The following is a 20,922-nucleotide window of genomic DNA, read 5'->3' as shown; positions in this document are numbered from 1 at the left end:
TATAGTGGCCCGGCACGTTCCCACCGCTTGCCGCAGCCGAGGCCCACCATGCGCACTGCTTTGTTTCGCAACCTGCTCGCTTTCTTTCTGATCGCCACGGCGGGGGGCGCCCGGCTTGCTGAAGCCGCAGACGCCGGCGCGGCGCCTGAGGGCAACGCCTCGGCCGAGCCGGGCCCGTCAAAGCCCCTGACCATCGGCTCTCCGGCGCCGGGGATCGACATCGAGCACTGGCTGACCAACGGCAACGGCCGGTTTGAGCCCGTTACGAAGCTCGAGCCGGGCCACGTGTATGTCGTCGAGTTCTGGGCCACGTGGTGCGGGCCGTGCGTCGCCAGCATGCCGCACCTGGCAGAGCTGCAGCGGCGCTACGCCGATCGCGGGGTGACGATCATCAGCATCACCGGCGAGCCGCTTGAGAAGGTTGAACCCTCCCTTGAGCGGCCCTTCAGGAAGCCGGCATCCAAGCAGGCCGAGGCCGCAGAAGCAGAGACGGGCCAGCCCGCCGGGCCCACGACGTACGCCGAGCTAACGAGCGCCTACTGCCTCACCAGCGACCCCGACAGCTCGGTAGCCAACGACTACCTCTACGCCGCGGGGCAGGAGCTCATCCCGTGCGCCTTCATCGTCGGCAAGGACGCGCGGGTCGAGTGGATCGGCATCCCCAGCGAAATGGACGAACCGCTCGAGGCGGTCGTCACGGACGCCTGGGACCGCGACGCCTTCAAGCGGCTGTTCGACGCGAAGCGCGCATTCGAGGCCGGGATCGTGCAGGTGCGCCGGCTCGCGGGCCAGGGGAAAGGGGACGAGGCGATCGCGCTGCTGGAGAGCCTGATCGAGAACGCCCCGGAGGAAGACATGGCGCGCAGCGCGGAGGGCCTGCGTGGCGGGATCGTGATGACCGACTTCAGCGCGACCGCGCGGGTCGATCGAGCCGCCGCGGCCAAGAGGTTCACCGACTACGCAGCGTCCGAGCACTACTCCCCGAGCCTCCTGGTCGGCTTTGTGCGGGTCAGCACACCGCACGTCCGCCCGGGCGTTGCCGGCGGGCAGGAGCTCGCCGCGGTGCTGGCAGAGCGGGTCGAGCCGCTCCTCGAAACGGGGAAGGCCCCCCGCGGTCTGGACGCAGTGTACGCGATGCTGCTCGCCGAGAAGGGAGAGCACGATCGCGCGATCACGATGTTGCAGGAGGCCGTCGCGGCCGCCGGCAACACACCCATGAAAGCGCTCCTCCAGCGCCGGCTGGATGAGCTGACCAAGGCCAAGGAGGAAGCCGAGGCCGCGGCGGCCCCGTCGTCCTGAGCCTCGGCCCGCTTACGGCCGCTTCAGCACCGGGTCGGCAAAGTCCAGGAACCACTCCCAGTCTTTGTGCTCCAGCCCGTGGCCGCCATCGCGGATGTGGTAGCCGGTGCGGCCCGCCACGCGGGGGGCGTTCAGCGGGGGCATCTCCGGGGTGGTGATGGCGTGTTCGCCCAGCAGCTCGAACACGGGCGCCGCCGCTACGACGGCGGCGTACTCGCCTTTCGGGTCGGCCCACAGGTCCGCGTCGGCGCTGGTGACGTACACGCCGCGCGGTGCGATCAGGGCGATCACTTCGTGCTGATCGACCGGCAGCCCGTCCTCGCGCCCCGCGTACCGCGAGAACGCCTTGCAGAACCAGTAGGGCAGCGCCTTGGTGATCGTGCCGACCGTCTCCCCGTAGGCGCGCCGCGACAACGCCGCCCCGCCGCAACCGGAGTTGTTGCTGTACGCCGCGGCGAAGCGCGGGTCTTCGCAGGCCCCCCACAACGCGGCCTTCCCGCCGCGCGAGTGCCCCGCCACCGCGACCCGCGTCCCATCGACCTCCGGGAGCGTGTCGAGGTAGTCGAGCACGCGGCTGGCGCCCCAGCCCCACGCAGAGAGCGCCCCCCACGCCTGGTCGTCCGGCGGGCGCCCGTCGGCGAAGAACCCGCGGATACCATCGGCGTACCCATCCTTGCGGTCCGGGTCGACGTCGGACGTGTAGAACGCGGCCGCGGCGTACCCCCGGTCTAGCAGCGCCCGCACCGGCCAGAACGGCTCGCCGGCGTCGCCCGGGGCGCGGGTGGCCTCGTCGATCGAGACCCGCGCGCGGTTGTTGATCAGCACGACCGCGGGAGCGGGCGCCCCCGCCCCCTTGGGGACAAACACGACGAACGGGAATGAGAAAGTCCGGTCGCCGATGGAGATCGTCGCCTGCACCGCGCGCGCCGTGGCGGCGCCGTCGAACGCGTCGCGCTCGTCGGTTTGCGAGAAGGCGACCGAGTACCCCGTCCCCGGACGGCGCCCGTACACGTTGTCTCGAAACAGCCCGAGCAGCTCCCCCCGGCGCCGGGAGGTCCAGGCCTCCCCGTTGTCGACGGGGCGGTTGTTGCTGAACCGCAGCGGGTCGGGCAGCACGTACGCCGGCACGCGCGACTCGTCGTAGTTCACCCCAGGACGCGCCAGCTTCTGGGCCAGCGCGGGGCTGGCGGACCAGGCCCCGCGCCGCTCTGGCTGTGTGTCGTCGTCGGCGCGGGTCGACAAGCAGGTGGTCGCGGCAAGCAGCAACAGCAGCGGCGCGACGCGCGGCGTGCAGAAGGAGGTGGTCGCCATGCAGGGTGCTCCGATCGCGGGCTAGGAAGAGTGCCGCAGTCTACCGCCTCGACGGCTCGCGCCGCAAAGTCTCACAACCCGAGCAACGGTGCGTGGGCGTGGCCGCCTGAGCCGGGGTTCGGTTACTCGTTCGCTGCGTCCTCCCTTGCTGCTTGACGGGCCCGCCGGTTGGCCGCTCGGTCGCGGGCGCCGTTGTTGCCGCCGGCGGCGGTCAGCGTGGGGTCCATCCTTCGCCGCATCGCTTCATCCGGTCCGCCGCCGAACAGCTCCCAGTAGAGCTCCTTCAGCGGGTTCATCTTCGGGGCGACGACGTCTTCGTTCACCAGCAGCGGTTGCACGTCCTGCCACCACTGGTCGTACGCCGCGCGGAGCTCGGCGACCGCTTCCGGGTGGTCGGCGATGACGTTGGTCGTTTCGCCCGGATCGCTCTGCAGGTCGTACAGCTCTTTGTTGTTGACCAGCGTGAACCGAGAGTTTTGGATCGCGCTGTTGGAGAACTTGGACTCCGCCGCCCGGCCGTGGGCCCAGCGTCCCACGTGGTGAACGAGCGTACGATCGGCCCAATCGGCTTTCGGGTCCTTCATCAACGGCAGCATGCTGCGGCCCTCGACCTGCTGCTGCACCTCGGGGGAGAGCGTGACGCCGGCGATCTGGGCGAGCGTTGGGAAGAGGTCGATGTGGGCGGTGAGCGCCGCGCACTCGGCCCCGGCGGGGACCGACCCGGCGGGCCAGCGGACGAAGCAGGGCGCCCGTGTCCCCCCCTGGTAGACCGTGCCTTTGCCCCCCTTCATGCCGGCGTTGAAGATGCTGCGGCCGGCGGTGCCGCCGTTGTCGGTGGCGAGGTAGATCACCAGCGTGTTGTCCGCGATCTTCCACTCGTCAAGCTTCTCCAGCAGCACGCCGAAATTGGTGTCGATGTTCTCGATCATGCCAAAGAACTTGGCGGTCTCCTCGCTCACGCCCGGCTTGCCCACGTAGTGCTGGTAGTACTCCTCCGGCACCACGTGCGGGCCGTGCGCGGCGTTGAGGGGGATGTAGGCAAAGAACGGCCGCCCCGCCTCGCGTTGCTGGTCCATCCAACGCAGCGCCTGGGTGAAGAACAAGTCCGTGCAGTAGCCGGTGGTCTTCTCCCATTTGCCGTTGTGCCACAACGCGGGATTGATGTTGGTGTTGCCGGGCGCGTCGCCGCACGAGCCCGGGAAGGTTTGACCGATGCCCCCGCCGCCGTGGATGTACACCTCGTCGAAGCCGCGGCTCTCCGGGCGGTACGCATCTTCGTCGCCGAGGTGCCACTTGCCGAAGATGCCCGAGGTGTAGCCCGCGGCTTTGAGCATCTGCGGCAGCGTGAACGACTTGAGCGCCATCCGCTCGCGTTCGAGGATCGTGTGCGTGACGCCGTTCTTGAACTCGTGTCGCCCGCTCATCAGGGCCGCACGGGTCGGCGCGCAGGTGGGGCTGACGTGGAACTGTGTGAACAACAGGCTCTGCTTTGCGAACGCGTCCACCGACGGCGTCTGCATGATTGGGTTGCCCAGGCAGGCGTAGTCGCCGTAGCCCACGTCGTCGGGCATGACGAGGATGATGTTGGGCGTCGAGGGCGCCGCCGCGTACAGCTCTGCGAGTGGCAGGAGCAGCAGTGCAGCGACGGACGGGAGGATTCGGTGATTCATGGCGTTCTGATGGCTCGCGTTGTGAGGAGGGCCGCGCGGTGTAGGCCGGCGGATCGGTTGGTTTGGGCAGAAGCCCTGCTGCCTGGGTGGTCCCTAGGGAACCGCTCAAGAATAACTCCCGCAACCAAGAAAATCACCACAGGGCCCATTGGCTTATTGGACTTGGTCACGGTTGCTTCTACTGCTGCTGCGTCCGTCTCAGTGCTCTCGGTGACTCTGTGGTTCACTTGATACTTGCGGGAGCTTTCTTTGATCCGCTGCTAGGAGTCGTCGATGGGCTAGTTCTGATCTGGTGGCGGTGCGTCTGTCCGCCCCATGCGAGCGACATCCAGCGGCTCGATCCCCAGGGCCAACGCCGGGCTGCCGGGCAGGAAGCTGAAGTCGCCCCCGGCCGGGTCGCGGAACAAGGGATCGCCGAAGCGGCTGGCCCGCTCGTTGCCCACACGCCGCATCCGGGCCAGGTGCTCCTCTACCCAGCCCGGGTCGGCGGGGTGGAAGTAGAGGTTCGCGTCCATATCCGTTTCTTCCATGTTCGGCTTGGGCCGGTCCGGCGGGTCCCCTACCCTGGGCCGATCGTTCACCGCGTTGCCCCCCTCGGGGCAGCAAACAATCACGTTGCGCGAGATCTTCGAGCCCGGCACGGGGACCCACTCTAGGCTGATGTAACCCGAACTGGGGCGCGCCAGGGGTTCGACGATGAAGTTGTTGATGATGTCGTTGACCCCCTTCGAGGCGATCGCGGCCGAATGCCCCGCGTTGCGGTAGAGGACGTTGCCGTAGATGAGCGTCTCGTGCTGGTCGTCGTCGCAGCGGATCGCGGCCGGGAAGACGTGCGAAGCATTATCGTGGATGAAGTTGTAGCGCACAACATTCCCTGCGCCGGCGCCAGACACGTACACGGCGTTTCCGTCGGAGAGCCGCTGCACGCAGTGCGAGATCTCGTTGTATTCCACTAGGTTGTGCCGGGAGTGGGTGTACTTTTCCCGCGCCCGCCAGCTCGCGTAGCCGTCGCGCGGGCGTTTGCGGACTTGGGCCTCGATCTCGTCGCGGCGCACGGTCATGCCCCCCTCGCCCGCGGGGCTCTGGCCGGGCGTGACGCGTGTGGTGACAAGCACCGCGGCGTAGCCGCTGTGGTGCAGATGGTTGTGGGCGATCCGGTTGTGCCCGCTCTGCCAGGCCCAGACCCCGGGGGAGTGCCAGGTGATCTCGCTGAAGTGGTGGATGTGGTTGTTCACGACCTCGTTGTGGTGGTTGACGTCCTTGGCGCCGGGGCCGTAGCCGGCCAGCAGCACGCCCGCCTCGCCCAGGTGAGCAAACTCGCAGCCCTCAACCCGGTTGCGCTGCGCGTGAAGGTCCATGCGCAGGCCGCTCCCCCCGGAGTGAACAAAGCGGCACCCAGAGACGCGGCACGACTGGGCGCCGCGCAGGCGTAGCAGCGCCGTGGGGCGATCGAACATGTCCCAGTCGTGTTGCATGCCCCACCCCACGCGGCCTTGATCGCTGGTCCACGCCCAGCGGTCGGCGTGCGAGAAGGTCAGCCCGGTGAAGGCGACCCCATGCACCGGCTTGTCCGCGGGCCCGCGGTAGTCGATCTCGCCTTCGACCCGGATCAGCTCGCTGGTAGTCGGGGCCAGGACCCCGCGGGGAGAACCGTCCGGCGCCGGGTCGGAGGGCCACAAGTAGAGCTTCCGCGTTTGGGTGTTCACTACCCACTCGCCCGGTTCGTCCAGCGCCTCCAGCGTGTTCTCGACCCACACCGATGCGGGCTTCTCCATCAGCCTGAGGAGATAGGGGGGCAGAAACCCGATCTCATAGGTGGCCGACGCCCCGGTCTTCGCGACGCCGGACGCGGCGTCGACCGAAGCGAGCGGGAGCATGTTGATGACCCACGCCCGGCTTGGCCGGACTTGGAGCTCGACGTCCGTCAGGTTGTCCCACTGCTTGAGTGCCCCCGCAGGGAAGTAGAGGGTGCTTCGATCGCCCTTGCGCGTCGGCACGAACCCCGCGCCCCTGGCGCGCTTCAAGCGCCCGTTGCCGTCGTACAACGTAGCGATCTTCTGCACCTCGTCCGGCAGGTTGGCGACCCACACGCTGCGGGCCGCCTCGGCGGGGAGCCCCGGCGGAGCGGGGTCCACCCGACGCCACCCCTCAACCTGCGCCCCCGCGCTGAGCACCGGCTGCTCGCCCGGGTAGGCGGCGATGGTCAGGTAGGCGGGCGCAACAGGCGGGCCCGCTCCGTGCTCCGGCGGGCCGTCGGCCCGCGTGTCCGACGCCGGGCCGTCCTCCACGCCCAAGACCAAGGTTTGGTTGAGCTGATGGCGCCCCCCGCGGAGGAAGATCGTCGCCGGCGCCGTGTCGCCCCCCTTGCGCAGCGCCCTCACCCCCGCTACCGCGTCGGCGAGCGACCCGAACGGCTTCTCCATACTGCCGTCGGCCCGGGCGCCGCCGTCGACCGACACGTAGACCTCCGCCCCGTCGCTGGCGCGCTGCGCAGACAACCAGGCCGAGACCAGCACGCAGACAACGGCGGTCCTTGCGCCGCGGCGGGTGAGTAGGATCGTTCTCATCACAGGCTGCTCGCTCGTACCGCGGGGCTATTGGGGCTTGGCGTCCTTCCAAACGATCTCTCCCGTCTGAGACTCGATATCGAGCCGGACCGACGCGTGCGCGAACTCCCGGGCGTAGGTGTATCCGTCGCGGACCGCCGGGCCCTTGGGCGAGCCCAACGGGCGGTCGTACTCCGGGGGGTGCGTCATCCAGGTCTTGCTGGATTTCGCGTCGTAGCTGTCTTTCAGGTCGAAGTAGCTGTGCTCCTCCGCACAGATCAGGAATATCGCCAACTGGTAGTCGAAACGGTCCTTAGCGCGCGCGCCCAACTTCACTGGGTTGCCGGCCCTGGCCGCGGCCCGCGGGGCTTCGTCGGCGTCTTGCAGGTTGTTGCCCAGCCCGCACGTGTAGGCGACGATGTACCCCTGCCGTGCGGCCTGCTGGAAGGCGTCGATCCCCTTGGCCACGTAGTCCTTCTTGGGCATCCCCACGGCGCCCTCGAAGCCCTCGATGTAGGTGCCGTCTAGGGCCTTCATAGCGCCCAGGCCCGAATCTGGGAAGCGGGCCCTGAGCACGTTGGCGATCATCAACTTCTGCGGCCCCAGCGCCTGCCGCGTCTCCTCCAGCAGGCGCTCGTACCCCGCCAGCTCCGCGGCCTTCTTCTGCGGCCCGATCACCCCCTTCAAGAAGGCGGGCTCCAGCACCTTGACCACGCCGTCGAGGAAGACGCCGTCGATGGCCGGGTCGGAACAAACCTCGTCCACGGCGGCGACCCACCAGTCGCGTAGCGCTTGGTGGGTGAGGTCGTACGCCTCGAGTCGGTCGCGGATCAGCTTGTCGTCTCCGCTACGCCCGACCAGGAACGCCCCGGAGACGTCGTTCAGTTCCTCATTCGCCGCGTAGCCGCCGTAGTGCACGATCACGTTGCGGTAGTACAAGATCTTGGCGTCGGGGTTGATCGCCTTGACGGCCCGGGCCGCCTTGAGCGTGCCCGCCTCGGTTGAGCCGGAATCGCGGTTCCCGGTGCTCTTCTCAAAGGTGATAAGCGGGAACGTCGCGAGGTAGCGGACCTCGTCGGGCGTGAACGCGGTGTCCTTGCGGATGTGCACGTAGCACGGCACGCGGTCCCAGGAGAAGGCCGGCAGCCGGTCGCCACCGGCCGAGGGCGCGGACGACTCGGCGGCGTTAAGCGCACCGGGCGGCGCAAGCAGCACGGCGACAAGGGCGACGGCGTGGAGGTGCTTCATGGGATCGCTCTAGCGGGTTGGAAGGGTGGTGTTGGTTGGCTGTTGTGCTTCCCGCTGCGCCCTGGCCCTGCGGCCCGCGCCGCGGCCCGGGTTGACGGAGGCAGGGTCCGCCTTGGTGGGCAGCGTGGCGTTCCAGTCGAGCACGAGCTTGGTCAGCCGCTGCGTGATCTCTGGGTGCGTGTCCGATCGGTCCTTGGCGACCTCCTCGGCGCGGTCCGACTTCAGGTTGTGCAGCTCGGACTGCTCGCCGTCTGGGGTCGTCACCAGCTTCCAATCGCCGTCGCGCACCGCCAGATCGGTCGATCGGTACCGCCAGAAGAGGGGCCGCGTGCGGACGACCTGCTTGCCGTCGAGGGCCTCCAACAGGTTCTCTCCGTCCCCATCGGCCTCGGCCGGCGGCGTGACGCCGGCGGCGGCGCAGAAGGTCGGCAGCAGGTCGACGGCCGTGAGGACCGTCGCCTGGTTCTCTACCCCGGCCGGGGTGTGGCCCGGCCAGCGTACGATGAACGGCGTCCGCACCCCGCCCTCGTAGAGGCTGCGTTTGCGGCCCCGCAGGCCGCCGGTTTCGCCAAGGCTGTAGTAGCTGCGCCAGCTCCCCGGCTCTCCCTTCTGGTTGGGGCCCCCGGTGTTCTCCGGGCCGTTGTCGCTGGAGAACGCGACAATGGTGTTGCCTTCGACGCCGCAGCGCTGCAGCGCATCGAGGATCATCCCCACCTTGCGGTCGCAGTCCGTGATGACGGCCGCGTACACCTGCCGGCGTGCGTCTAGGTGCTCCCACTTCTTCAGCGACTCGGCCGACGGGGTGTGGGCCAGGTGACTCTCGTGCAGCCACACGTTCAAGTAAAAGGGCCCGTCCTTGTTGGCTTCGATGAACCGCACCGCCTGATCGGGGATGTCGTCGCCGCTGCGGTCGATCTTCGGCCCGGGCCCGCCGTACACCGCCGACTCGTCGATCCCGTAGTCGGCCATCGTCGGCGTCCCGCTGCCCATGTGCCACTTGCCGAAGTGCCCCGTCCGGTAGCCCGCCGCTTTGAGGTAGCGCGGGATGGTGGGCGCTTTGCCGTCGAGCCAGTCGGGCATCTCCGGCCCCCGCTTCGTGCCGAACACGTGATTGATGCCGAAGCGGGCCGGAAACCGCCCCGTCATGGCCGCCACGCGGCTGGGCGAACAGACGGGGCTAAGCACGTTGAACTGCTGGAAATCGATCCCCTCGCTGGCCAAGCGGTCGAGCACCGGCGTTTCTAGCCAGGTGTTGCCGTGGCACGACAGGTCGCCCCAGCCAAGGTCGTCTGCGTAGATGAACACGATGTTGGGTTTGGGCTTGGCCGCGGGGGGGTCCGCGGCGTGCAGCTTGGCCGCCGGCGCGACGAGCAGTGCGGCCAGGGCGATCGCCTTCACTCGGGCGCCGCTCAAGGGAACGAGCAGCGATCGCTGCGCACCGGGTGCGGCTGGTTTCATGGTGAACTTTCCTAAGGATGAGTCGTGTAACTTTGCTCGCTCACAACACGCGGCTTGCCCGCCGCGCGCGCTACGGCTTGGCCAGACGCACGTAGTCGTAGTACGCCCCGCACAGTTCCTTGCCGTCGGCGTCGTAGAACCACGTTTGCACCATTGCCGGCCCGGCCGGCAGGGGCAGCGTGAAGAGGGCGCCGTCCGAGTCGGGCGCGACCTCCTGCCGCTCGTCGGCGTAGGTCTTGTCGCCGTTCCAGACGCGGATCCGCGCCGCGCGCACCGGGAGCGCCTTGCCCCGCGTCAACGTGTTGTCCCGCGCCGAGCGGATAGGCTCGCGCAACGCAGAGCTCACCGTCGTCTCGTCCGCGATCTCGCGCGGCCAGCGCCGGAGGTCGAAGGCGTAGTCGCCCCCCCGGGCGAACGCCACCGCGTTGAACCCGTTGGCGTTGGGGCCTTCGGCGATCATGGTCTGGTTCCACGGCGGCAACCCCTGGGACATGTGCCAATCGTGGCTGTAGAGGCAGACCTCCGGCTCGGCCGCCGAGCCCGCGATCGGGCGCCCGTACTCCGACGCGTGCGCGCTGGCCTCGCGCCACCACTCTTCGTACTCGGCCCGCAGGCGTTCGGCCGCCGCGCCGGCCGGGCCGCTGTTCTGTTCGGCCAGCAGGTCGTTCTCTTGGCGTGGGTCCGCCTGCACGTCGTACAACTCCCAAGGCTGCCCGGCGGCCGGTCGCATCAACCTCCATTTGTGCGCGATGTTCCCCTGTGCGTCGGTCTGGTCCTGCATCACGCAGGCCTGCTTGTACTTCACCAGGTCGTCTAGCCGCTGGTTGTCGGCCACCAGCACGCGGTCGTTGAAGAACGGCGCGTTGTTCGTGTCGTCGGTGTCCAGCAGCGTCTTGAGGCTGCGGCCTTCTAGCGGAACGTCTGCCGAACGCCCCGCCACGTCGTGCAGCGAAAGCACGTCCATGAACGTCGGCAGCAGGTCCATCGCGCTGACCAGTGGCGTCACGTCGCGGGCGGTCGCCGGCGCGCCCGCGTAGCCCCCCGCGGGCCAGCGGATCAGGCACGGCACACGGTGGCCCGCCTCGTACTCGGTGGCCTTGTCGCCGCGGAACCGCGCGTTGGCCCTGCCGTTGTCGCCGAGGATGAACACCACCAGCGTGTCGTCCGCCAGCCCGTCCGTGTCGAGGAACCGCATCAGGCGCCCCACGTTTGCGTCCAGGTTCTCGATGGTGGCCGTGGGGGCGTCGGCGCCGGGGCGCGCGCCGGGGGGCATGTCGTGCGGAAGGTGCGCCACGTTGTACGGCACGTAGGCGAAGAACGGTTCGCCCGCGGCGTGGCAGCCCCGCATGAACCCGATCGCCTCGGCGGTGAAGTAGTCCGTGGCGAAGTCGGCGTCGGTTTGGGCCAAGTCCACCGGCCGGCCGTTCTTCAGCAGCCTGCAGGGCGCGTCGTTGCGGCTCCCCCAGAAGCTGGGCTGCTGGTCGATGCCCCCCCCTTGGTGGATCACCACGTGCTCAAAGCCCCGGTCCTGGGCGCGGAACGGGTAGCTCTCGCCCAGGTGCCACTTTCCGAAGATGCCGGTGCGGTAGCCGTTGGCCTTGAAGACGTCCGCCATCGTCACCTCGTCGGCGTCCAAGAAGTAGCGGCCCATCACGGTGTGCCACACGCCAGCGGCGTTGTTGTGGCGGCCCGTCATCAACTGCGCCCGGCTCGGCGCACAGGTCGTGGCGACGTGGAAATCGGTCAGCCGCACGCTCTGGTCCACTAGCTGGTCTACGTTCGGCGTCCGCGGAGCATCGGGCCGCTGGTTGTAGTGGCTGTAGTCGTCGTAGCTCAGGTCGTCGGGCACGACCACCAGCACGTTGGGCCGCCCGGCCTGAGCCGCCGGCGCCAATGCGGCGACGAGCGTCAGCGCTAACGCACAACCGGTGGGGAACGTCAGTAGAACTCGATTCATCGTCTAGATGCTCTGCGGTAGATGAGGGCGGATTCGCCGGCGGAGATGACGCGCTTCAAGTGGCGGTCACTCACGACCGACACAGATTAGCTCTGTGGCCGTTCGATGGTACAGCTTTCCGTTGGCAAACGTCGGGGTGTTCAGCGACCAGCTCTCGCCACGCGGCCCCAGCGGGTTCAGGCTGATGAGCGCGTCCTCATCGAACCGCTCGGCGCCCGCCCGGAACGCGTAGCAGTTGCCGATCATCGTGGTGAACAACAGCGTGTCGTTCACCTTGATCGGGTTGCCGTTGAAGCACCACCACCAGCCGTCGCGTTTGGACCGCTGGTCGCTAATCACGTCGATCCCGCGTGCATTGAGGCCGGTGGTCTTCAGTTCTTCCTTCCACAGGTGCTCTCCCCGATCATCAAGATGGACGGGGACCTCGAGGATCTCTACCTTGCCCGTGACAAGATTCGCCCGCGCAAAGCAGTGCAGCGGCAGCAGGTCGCCCCACCGCTTCATCAACGGCTGCTTGAGGTCGTCGTTGAAGCACATGAAGTACAGGTGGTCCCCGTCCAGGTAGTTCGTGTACCAGGCGGGATGGATACGCGACTTCGGCAACGACGTGAGATCGAAGTCCTCCCGCAGCACGTAGCGCTCCAGCAGCGGGTCGTAGACGCGCAGGTCGACGTTCGCACGCAGGTCGATGGTCCGCAGCACCTCGCCGTCCTGCGCGTCCAGCACCGTCAGCCGGCTTTCGTGCTCCGATATCCACACAGCAAAGCGGTCGTTGAAGCAGGCATTGCTCAACGCGGTGTCCCCCTTGCCGTCGAGCACCGTACGCCAGACCCGCTCGCCGTTGGCCAGGTCGATCATCGAGTAGCCGGGGGGCGATTCCGGCACGTTGTGGTAGCCCCCGCGTCCGATCAGCAGCGTCGGCTTGCCGAGCGCGTGGTTTGAGAAGCCCGGCGTGTTGTAGTGCGTCAGCGCGTCCTCGGAAATCCACTTCTCGGCGCCCGTCTTCTTGTCGAGGCCGACCACGTAGTGCCAGCCTGCTTCTTTGCGGCCGTCCCGTCGGTCGTAGGGCTCGGCGTGCACCAGCGTGTCGCCGACCAGGTAGGGCTCGAACTGCTTGTTGAAGGGGAACGCGTGCTTGGGCTTCAGCACCTCGTTCTCCGAACGCCAGCTACGCTCCCAGACGAGCCCCCCCTGCCAGTCGAGGCAGACCAGCTTCCCCCCTGCATTGGTGAACCACACGAACTTGCCGTCCGTCACGGGGGACGGAGAGCTAAGATCGCTGAACCCGTACATGTAGACCGACTCGCCCCCGCTCTGGATGTCGTACTCCCAGAGCGTCTCACCAGTCGCGGCGTCGAGCGCCAGCGCGCGGATGCCCGAAGTCTTCTTCTGCCTCCCCTCCCCCGGCTCGAAGGGCTTCAAGACCGTCAGGAAGACGCGGTCCCCCCAAACAGCGATGCCGCTCTGGCCGCTTTCTTCCAGCGGCTTCGTCCACAGCACGTTCTTGCCACTGGCGACGCTGAACGGCGTCGGGACCTCCCCCTCGGCGCGTGTGCTCCAGTCCCCCCGCGGCCCCGCGGCCTGGGGCCAGTTCTGGGCGATCGACTGCCGGCCGCAGACGCAGCCGATACAGAGACACAGGACAAAGTAGATCGGTTTCATGCTGCGGCGTGTCTCGGTGGAGTGCGTGTCCCCGCGCTGGGTCTTGTGTTGACGAGCGGAACGCGCCAGACCGGGCCGATGCCTACGGCGACGCTGTCCGCCTCGACGCCCAGTCGCTTGAGTAAGGTGACGAAAAGATTCGGGGGCAGAACCCGGGCAGGTCTAGTTTACTCACCAGCGGACCGCACGCTACTCTGCCGCGGCGCGTACGCACTCTAGCTTCATCACGACCGCCTTCGGCCCGCTGTGCTCGCATGACGTAGAGCTCGGGCCCCGGATCGGCCTGCCGGAACGCGACCGGGGTACGGCGTCGGGGCTGTGCTCCAGCACCTTGCCCCAGCGGCCGGGCGCCGGGCGGTTGGGCATGCGGCGGCCGCAAGGTCCGCGTCACTTGGCGACTCGCATTTCTACGCAAGCGTCGACATAGCACAAGACCATCCGTAGAATAGGCCTCCATTGACACGGGGCAAATTCCCATACTTCACGGAGGATCCAACCATGTCCCCGAATTGGCACGAAGATTACGGCGACGAACCCTCTGCGGAAGAGCGGATGCCGCGCGAGGTAATGAGCGGAGAAGAACTCTCGGTAACCCTAGAGCTGTCGACCAGTCATTGTGACTTCTGCAACGCCCATCTCTTCAACGACGAACTGAAGGTAACCGGACGGTGGGAGTACTCAACCATGGACGTCGATCTGGAAACCAAACTTTGCGAAGATTGCTATGACCGGCGACGGAGGCACTATACCCCGGACGACCCGAAACTATTTGATGCCCTCACTCCGGTGGCGATCACGGATACGGCGCACTCCGTAGCCATCAAAAGCCACTCTTGTTTCTAGCACAGGCGGTACCATGTGCAGCCCGCACACGCGACATCTACTTCGTCCTTGCGACGCGTCAACGGCCTGCTGCTCTATCGCGATTATTGCACTTGCGGCAATCGGCTATTCCAAACAGCCCATTCCTGTAGAGAAGGTGCTCGCTCCCGTGCGGGCAGAACTCGCAGCTCTGTACCAGCGCGAGATGTCAGAAGCCAGTTCCAAGTCCGGCCGTGCTAAGCTCGCGTCTCGTCTTGTGGAAAGCGCTGAAGCATCTGCAGACGACGTAGCCTACCAATATGTGTTACTGAGGGCTGCAGAGAAGCTTGCCATCCAGGCGGAAGACGTGGAACTATCCCTTGAGATATCAACGTCGATAGCATCAGCATTTGCCATTTCGGAGCACAAGGCTCGAACTGAAACCCTGCTGAAGTGGGCAAGCATCCGTAGACCCCTTCCTCATGACTCTCGCCGGCTTCTTGCAAATGAATCTCTGGCGTTGGTTGAATTCATAGTTGCAGAAGGATTCACAACCGACGCGAAGGCGCTTTGCAACTTTGCGGAATAACTGGGGAGCTCGATGCGAGACTCTAACATACTGCGCATAGCCCGTTCTCTGTCCGAAGATACCGATGACATACTGGAGAAGGAGAAGGATTATCGCGATGCGCTGAGACGGAGTGAACAAGGGAAGGATAGCCCTGCCAACAACACCGTCATTGGCACGTTTCAATGCCTAACACTCGCAGACTGGAACTCAGGGATTCCACGACTTCGGATCTGCAACGATCCAATTCTGCGAAAGCTAGCCACGGCTGCTAGCGATGGAGACAAACCTGCGGCCCTTGTTTCGGCCGCCGACGCATGGTGGGAATATTCGGATGGACTAAAGGGAATGCGATTAAGAACTGCCAAGAGGTTCGCGGCGTCCATGTACTCAAAGGCCTTGCCAAGCTTGGACGGCGCTGAGGAAGATCGGGTTGCCGAGAGATTGAAGGAAGCTCGAGCTGCATGCAGTATCCAGAGAATTGTCCCTGTGAAGCCAGCAGTGAAGCCCTTTCCAACTCGAAAAAAGCAACCGGTGAGGGAGTTTACTTCGTTCGGCTCATTCGTCGTCAATGCCGAGCAGATTCAAGAGTTCGTGGATGAAAGCGACGATGAGCAAGCAAGGAAGAAGGCGCAGATCCAAAAGTACATCAACGATCACGGCGGGAAGTACTCGGCAACCGAGGCACGGGCGATGGTAGCTGCCTTCGAGTATATTTCTCAGAAGAACGTGCTAATTGCGCGACGGAAGAGTGCCGCCGCCGCCAAAGAAGGCGAGGTGTTCAAGGCCGTGAGCGGTGATCCGATAATCCGTTGGTACCCGCCGGCTCCGCCGCCCCCACCGGATGCTGCGAATTCTTCCGTACCGGTGCAGACAGTACAAATACTGGACGACCAATCAGCGATAGTGTGGCTATTTAAAGAGCAGGTAATCATAAGGGGGATAGATGCTAGAAGTATGTCACGAGGAAAGTGGCAATGTGCATACTTGTTTCAGCGAGTAGCAGATACGAGAGTGCCAGGCGTCGTAGGCGAGAAGAAAATCATCACACTGCAAGCCGTCAGTCGCGAAGGATTTGCCGACGACATTGCCATTTGGTAGGATTTCACCCCCCTATTCTTGTAGTCCGCTAGCGCCAGCAGCTTCACCTACCTACGACTGACCCTTGCGCTTCAGCACCTGCCGCGCCTTCGACTGCATGATGCTGATGAAGTCGATCGCCTGGATGTAGGCGTCGTACTCGGCCCGCTCGTCGTCCGTGAGCAGGCCCTCGGTGCACTTGTCGGCAAGCTCATCGATGCGGCGCTGCAGCTCATCGTCCGCCCGCATCGCAACAAACCGGGCCGCCGTTTCGGGGGTCAGCACCTCGCCGAACGGTTCGAAGATTCTGTCGAGGAGTGTCGCGGTTGCCATGTCTTAATCCTACCACGCCCAAATCCATGTGCGAAGTGCAAATGGATGAATGCCCGCAGCGCTACTCCCCCGCAAACTCCACGTTCTCCAGCTTCACCACCACCGTGTTCGGCCAGCCGCTGTTGTTGTAGATCCGCTGGGCGCGCATCACGGAGACCTCGAGCCCCGCGTCGGTTTGACGGTAGCGGGACTCGGGGTCGACGTCGGGTTTGTACTCCAGCACCTTGCTGCTCTGGCCCAGCACCGAGACGCGGGTGTCCGGCGTCGCCCTCAGCGACTTGAGCGTCACCTCTTTGCGCGTCCCCCGCTTCCAAGCGTTCTTGCCGGTGAACGCGTTCAGGAACGCGTACACCGACTTGCCGTCCTTGCTCTGCGTGTAGTAGATGTCTCCCCCTTGCTCGCCGATGACCGGGCAGGGGCGCACACCGGTGATGGACTCGTCATTGATGAACATCCACAACGCCAGCTCGCGGAACACCCGCTCCTGCTCGAAGGGGATCACGCCCGAGGGCTCCGGGCCGACGTTCAGCAGCAGGTTGCCCCCCTTGGCGCGGGTCTCGATCAGCATCTTGATGAGCTGGCCGCCGGTCTTGTAATCCTCGTTCGTCGGCTTGAACTGCCACTGCGTGCCGAGCGTGAAGCACGACTCCCACGGGCCGGGCAGCGGCTCGTCGGGGAGCTTCTGCTCGGGGGTCTCCATCTCGCCGCGGGTCACCAGGCACCGCGGCTGGAGCTTGTGGATGTACTGCGCAAGCGCCTCCTTCTGGGCGCCGTCGAAGAACACCACGTCGATCTCGCCGTAACCCCCAAACAGCTCGTCGAGCTGCTGCTTGTCGTAGGCCAGCAGCGCTTTGCGTTCGCGCCCCGTCCCCCCCACCCGGCGGACCACCTCGCCGCTGTGGCGCAGGAACCAGAAGTCTTCCGGCGAGAAGTAGAACCCCACCTTGATGCCGTGCCGCCGGCAGGCGTCTACGTAGTCGCGGACCACGTCTTTGCCGTAGGGGGTGTTCATGATGCCGAAGTCGGTGGTCTTGGTGTCCCACATGCAGAAGCCGCTGTGGTGCTTGGTGGTGAACACCATGTACTTCACCCCGGCCAGCTTGGCGATCTCCATCCAGGAGTCGGGGTCGTACCGCTTGGGGTTGAAGGTCTTGGGGAGCTCGTTGACGAAGCGGTCGAGGTACTCGTCCGAGGCGCCCACCATGGAGTGGCTAATGACCGATCCGAGCTGCGAGTCGAGCGACCAGTGGACGAACATCCCCAGCCCCCAGTCCATGAACTCCTCGGCCCGCGCGGGGTCGTTCGCGAGCTTGCCGGCCGGCCGCTGGAGCTCCATCCCTTTGTCGCCGTCGCCCGCCGGCTGGGCGGCCAGCGCGACGCCCGGCAGCAGCAGGCACGCAAGCAGGGCAAGGAGCGGGGTCGGCGGAGCGTTCTTCGTGCGCATGGATGCCTGTGGGTTGCGTAGGGCCGGCGGCGCTGCCGGAGCGCAGGCCGCCGATGGGGGAAGAGCCAGAGAGATTCGAGCCCCGATTCTACTTGGCCCCGCAGCGCGCGACAAACAGGCCCGGGCAGCGCAAAACGCGCTCACGAATTGTCCTCACGCCTGCGCTCGTGGTCCGCGGCGCCTCGCCCTGCCCATCCCCTGCTTCGCCCCAATGAGCCCGCGGTCCGTGACCAAGAGAGGTGTACTAAGCCCCACTGTCGAGCCTGAGCCGAGGCCGATAGCGATATGCATGAACACCCTTCTACCCACTAGAAACCGAGCAGAACCCAAGAAAAGCAGCCCGCCAACAAGGCGGGCGCCCAGTCCCGAAGTGGCGACACCTGCGGGATGTGAATTGGCTTAACTGGACTGCCCCAAACTGCGTAACTAACCTAAAGGTCCAGCAGCCTCCTGTGACTTCCTTGGGCCGCTGACGTGGGGATTTAACTTCGCACGATACGCCGCCTTTGTGGCGCATAAGAGTACCAGTTCTACCAATAACTTCTCGGCGTCCCCCGAGTCGATCGCCCACTCCGGGACGCCATGCGCGCCAACCCCAACCCTACGACCCAGGCCGCTGCGAGCGCGGACCTCCGCGCGCGCACCGCCGCACCGGGGGAACACAGCGATGAGACGCCGGCCGCCCTGGGCATCGGCGTCTGGCTGCGGCAAATCCGCGTTCACCAGTGGTCCAAGAACTTGCTGCTCGCGGTTCCGCTTGTCACCGCCCACGAGCTGAGCAACTGGCCCAAGGTGGAGCAGGCGCTCATCGCGATTCTCGTGTTCAGCTTGGTGGCGTCCGCAGTGTACTTGGTAAACGACGTTCTCGACCTGGCCGCAGACCGTGCTCACCCGACCAAGAGCCGACGTCCGCTCGCCGCGGGCAGGATCACGGTCCGCGGAGCATGCCTAGCGGCAGCGGCGCTGACGCTCACTGGTTTGGGCGCGTCGGGGCTGCTACTCCCGACTCGATTCACGGCGATGCTCGTGGGCTACATCGGGCTCGCGATGGCATATAGTCTCGGCCTCAAGCGGCAAGCGATCGTGGACGTCGTCATGTTGGCCGCCTTCTATGCGTACCGCGTGCTGATCGGCGCGGCGGCGGTCTCCATCGAGTGTTCGCCTTGGCTTCTGGCGTTCTCGCTGTTCTTCTTTTTGAGCTTGGCCCTGCTTAAGCGGTTCGCAGAGCTCCAACTCGTCGCCAAGAGGGGCGGCAACTCCGCTCCAAGGCGGGCGTACACGGTTGATGACGCGCCCCTGCTGATGACGTTCGGCGTCGCCGCCAGCCTGGTCGCGGCGTTGGTCATCGTGCTGTACCTCCAGTCCGACCAAGTAGTCGTGCTCTACGATCGGCCCGAGTGGCTGTGGCTTGCCTGCCCGCTCGTCCTGGCTTGGTCGATGCGGGTCTGGCTGAAGGCAAGCCGCGGGCAGATGCACGACGACCCTGTGGTCTTCGCCTTACGAGACAAAGGCAGCTACTTTCTAGCCGCTGCCGTCGCGGCCTTGCTGCTGATGTCAACCTGAACGCCATTGGGTTCGCTATGCTCGCCACTCCGCTGATCACGCTCGCCGATTCGATCGCGCTCGAGTCGCTCCGTTCCAAGCACGTGCTCTGGTTGGTCGCGGTAATCCCGCTGGGAGCAGCCCTAGCAGCCACGATGTACCGCGACCGATTCGGACGCTCCGCCGAGCGATCGGGGGTGCTTCTTGCCGGGGCAATGTGCGCGGCTTTCGTCCTACTGGACGCCGGCATCATCGCGTCCAATGTCCGCTCGCCGCGCGAGTGGGACTTCAAGCACTTCTGGACCTGGGGCGTGGCGGTGGCCCAGGGGACCAGCCCCTACGACCATGAGAACTTGCTCCGGATCGCCGAGCCGCTCTCCCCCAGCCCCGAGCTGCGCCGCGAGCTGTACTGCTTCTATCCGCCGCCGTCGCTGCTGCTCTTCGCCCCCCTGGGGTGGGCGCCCTTCGGTTGGGCCCTGCTGCTGTGGAACTTGGTTCAGGCCGCGGCGCTCGCGGCCTGCCTGGCGCTCTTCCGCTCCCTATTCGTCAGGGACGCTCGGATCGATTCGTATCTTCCGCTGGCCGCGATGGTGCTGGCGTTTTGGTCGACATCGGCCACGTTTGTCTTCTCCCAGACGAACTTCCTGGTGCTGCTCTCGATTCTACTATTCTGGCGTGATCGGACGCGGGCCCGCGCCGGAGTTTGGTTGGCGTTGGGCGTGCTGGTCAAGCCGCTCGCGGCATCGTTGGGCCTGTACCTGCTGCTCCGCGCCCGCTGGTCGGCCCTCGCCGCCGCAGCAGGCACGCTCGCACTCGTCACCGCCCTCACGACTATCCTGCTGGGCCCCGAAATCTTCAGCCAGTTCCTCCAGCACGAGGGGATCAGCGAGCAGTACCTGTTGGCTCAGACCATCAACCAGTCGCTGTCTGGCGAGCTGCTGCGCGCCACGGGCCTGGACGCGACGGCCAGTACGCTGCTCGATGGTCCAATTGTGCTCGCCGCGACCCTCCTGCTCACGGCAGCCACAGCGGTCGTGATCTGGAGAACTCGAAGTGAAGGGGACGCCTACGCGGTGGGCGCTACGCTGGCCATGATGCTGCTGATCTACCCCGGCACGTTGACGCACTACGGCGTTCACCTGTTGCCCGCACTTGCGCTGCTGTGGTCGAACAGCTCGGACAGCCAGCCGGGAGACGACCTCCGTCCGCTCGCCCTAACGACCATCCTGGCGGCCTTCGCCCTAGCGTCGCTTCGGATGACGTTCTGGGCGACGGTGATCGTCTGGCTGGTGATGGCGGTTCAGGGTCTGCGCCGCTCACAGGCGAGCGCCGTCGCCTTCCAACCGCGGTTGCCAGTGACGTAGCGTGCGTGACTTCGCTGGCAAGAGACGCTTGGGCATAGTTCCGACGCCCTGATCGTTCGCGCCCGCAGAACCACCTACCCCACTTCCCTACCACGCCCAATTCCCGGTGTGAAGTCGGGAGTGGTCGTTTGCAGGGCAAGCCCGGCTGCCAGCCCCGCAGTAGCCGCTGCTTCTCCGCGGTGAGCCTGCGGCCCCTGGCTAAGCCGTCGACGCGCCGAGGCCTTCGCGATCGAAGCCTTAGTTCACGGCGTGCTGCTGGTGGTCATTGTCGGAGCGCAGTCCGCCGGTGAGGAAAAGCCCGTGAGGATCCGATTCTACCTCGCCCCCCAGCGGGCGACAAAAAGGCCCGGGCGGCGCAAAACGCGCTCGCAAATAGCCACTCCCCGCCGGATAATCGCGTGGCGGACCGACCGTCCACCCCCCGGCGCCATGCGCCCAAGGCCGGGGGGCTGGAGGTACGCACGCAGGGAGGCGACGCGGCGAGCCGCGCGGGGTTTTGTCCCCGCGGTGTCCACTAGGGGTGTCCGCTAGGCGCCGCTGACGCGCGACTGCCAAGTGGGCCAGTGAGCCGAGAGCGTCCGGCGGCTCTGCGTCGCGTAGGTTCCACTCGCTCGGGGGGTGTCCGATTGACGGGGTCTT

General features: G+C 66.1%; 16 protein-coding genes. 6 read left to right on the top strand and 10 right to left on the bottom strand.

The annotated features are described in order from the left end of the window. Positions 1 to 48 precede the first annotated feature (48 nt). Positions 49 to 1,299, top strand: a complete 1,251-nt coding sequence (locus Pla175_RS00240; RefSeq protein ID WP_197527171.1) for a TlpA disulfide reductase family protein — start codon at positions 49 to 51, stop codon at positions 1,297 to 1,299. A 12-nt stretch (positions 1,300 to 1,311) separates the two neighbouring features. On the opposite strand, the gene Pla175_RS00235 is transcribed toward Pla175_RS00240, so the two are convergent. The 8 genes from Pla175_RS00235 to Pla175_RS25745 all read right to left on the bottom strand — a co-directional run bounded on the left by Pla175_RS00235 (position 1,312) and on the right by Pla175_RS25745 (position 13,517). Then, the gene (locus Pla175_RS00235) at positions 1,312 to 2,610 is read right to left on the bottom strand and encodes a dienelactone hydrolase family protein (protein ID WP_145280153.1); all 1,299 of its coding nucleotides are present in this window, start codon (positions 2,608 to 2,610) and stop codon (positions 1,312 to 1,314) included. A 122-nt stretch (positions 2,611 to 2,732) separates the two neighbouring features. Beyond that, positions 2,733 to 4,280 (bottom strand): arylsulfatase, encoded by a 1,548-nt coding sequence (locus Pla175_RS00230; RefSeq protein ID WP_145280151.1) that lies wholly within the window; start codon positions 4,278 to 4,280, stop codon positions 2,733 to 2,735. Between the two features lie 278 nt (positions 4,281 to 4,558). Continuing rightward, a complete protein-coding gene (locus tag Pla175_RS00225; protein WP_145280149.1) occupies positions 4,559 to 6,847 on the bottom strand; it encodes a right-handed parallel beta-helix repeat-containing protein in 2,289 nt (762 codons plus the stop codon). A gap of 27 nt (positions 6,848 to 6,874) precedes the next feature. Continuing rightward, complete coding sequence (locus tag Pla175_RS00220; RefSeq protein WP_145280147.1) at positions 6,875 to 8,074, bottom strand: putative glycoside hydrolase; 1,200 nt, start codon at positions 8,072 to 8,074, stop codon at positions 6,875 to 6,877. Positions 8,075 to 8,083: 9 nt separating this feature from the next. After that, on the bottom strand, positions 8,084 to 9,532 hold the full coding sequence (locus Pla175_RS00215) for a sulfatase-like hydrolase/transferase (protein ID WP_145280145.1): 1,449 nt from the start codon (positions 9,530 to 9,532) through the stop codon (positions 8,084 to 8,086). A 70-nt stretch (positions 9,533 to 9,602) separates the two neighbouring features. Then, positions 9,603 to 11,489 carry a sulfatase-like hydrolase/transferase gene (locus tag Pla175_RS00210; protein WP_145280143.1) on the bottom strand — a complete coding sequence of 629 codons (1,887 nt, stop codon included), beginning with the start codon at positions 11,487 to 11,489 and terminating at the stop codon, positions 9,603 to 9,605. Positions 11,490 to 11,555: 66 nt separating this feature from the next. Beyond that, on the bottom strand, positions 11,556 to 13,151 hold the full coding sequence (locus Pla175_RS00205; RefSeq protein ID WP_145280141.1) for an outer membrane protein assembly factor BamB family protein: 1,596 nt from the start codon (positions 13,149 to 13,151) through the stop codon (positions 11,556 to 11,558). A 189-nt stretch (positions 13,152 to 13,340) separates the two neighbouring features. Beyond that, entirely contained in the window at positions 13,341 to 13,517 is a 177-nt protein-coding gene (locus Pla175_RS25745; RefSeq protein WP_197527170.1) for a hypothetical protein, read from the bottom strand. Positions 13,518 to 13,649: 132 nt separating this feature from the next. On the opposite strand from Pla175_RS25745, the gene Pla175_RS00200 reads away from it, so the two are divergent. The 3 genes from Pla175_RS00200 to Pla175_RS00190 all read left to right on the top strand — a co-directional run bounded on the left by Pla175_RS00200 (position 13,650) and on the right by Pla175_RS00190 (position 15,621). Next, the gene (locus Pla175_RS00200; protein WP_145280139.1) at positions 13,650 to 13,994 is read left to right on the top strand and encodes a hypothetical protein; all 345 of its coding nucleotides are present in this window, start codon (positions 13,650 to 13,652) and stop codon (positions 13,992 to 13,994) included. A gap of 148 nt (positions 13,995 to 14,142) precedes the next feature. Continuing rightward, positions 14,143 to 14,541 (top strand): hypothetical protein, encoded by a 399-nt coding sequence (locus Pla175_RS00195; protein WP_145280137.1) that lies wholly within the window; start codon positions 14,143 to 14,145, stop codon positions 14,539 to 14,541. Between the two features lie 12 nt (positions 14,542 to 14,553). Next, positions 14,554 to 15,621 carry a hypothetical protein gene (locus Pla175_RS00190; RefSeq protein WP_145280135.1) on the top strand — a complete coding sequence of 356 codons (1,068 nt, stop codon included), beginning with the start codon at positions 14,554 to 14,556 and terminating at the stop codon, positions 15,619 to 15,621. Positions 15,622 to 15,672: 51 nt separating this feature from the next. Here the strand turns inward: Pla175_RS00190 and Pla175_RS00185 are convergent, their stop codons facing one another. Beyond that, a complete protein-coding gene (locus tag Pla175_RS00185; protein ID WP_145280132.1) occupies positions 15,673 to 15,933 on the bottom strand; it encodes a hypothetical protein in 261 nt (86 codons plus the stop codon). Positions 15,934 to 15,994: 61 nt separating this feature from the next. Then, positions 15,995 to 17,377: an alpha-L-fucosidase gene (locus Pla175_RS00180; RefSeq protein WP_231954087.1), complete on the bottom strand. Its 1,383-nt coding sequence runs from the start codon at positions 17,375 to 17,377 to the stop codon at positions 15,995 to 15,997. Positions 17,378 to 17,959: 582 nt separating this feature from the next. On the opposite strand from Pla175_RS00180, the gene Pla175_RS00175 reads away from it, so the two are divergent. Both Pla175_RS00175 and Pla175_RS00170 read left to right on the top strand, forming a co-directional pair. Then, positions 17,960 to 18,940, top strand: coding sequence for a UbiA family prenyltransferase (locus Pla175_RS00175; RefSeq protein WP_145280131.1), 981 nt, complete (start codon positions 17,960 to 17,962; stop codon positions 18,938 to 18,940). Between the two features lie 17 nt (positions 18,941 to 18,957). Further along, positions 18,958 to 20,283, top strand: a complete 1,326-nt coding sequence (locus Pla175_RS00170; protein WP_145280129.1) for a glycosyltransferase family 87 protein — start codon at positions 18,958 to 18,960, stop codon at positions 20,281 to 20,283. Positions 20,284 to 20,922 lie beyond the last annotated feature (639 nt).

Origin of the sequence: Pirellulimonas nuda, from assembly GCF_007750855.1 — a bacterium.
In the GTDB taxonomy this organism is placed as follows: domain Bacteria; phylum Planctomycetota; class Planctomycetia; order Pirellulales; family Lacipirellulaceae; genus Pirellulimonas; species Pirellulimonas nuda.
Note: the sequence above shows the minus strand (reverse complement) of the source record. Positions and strands in the feature narration are given on the sequence as shown.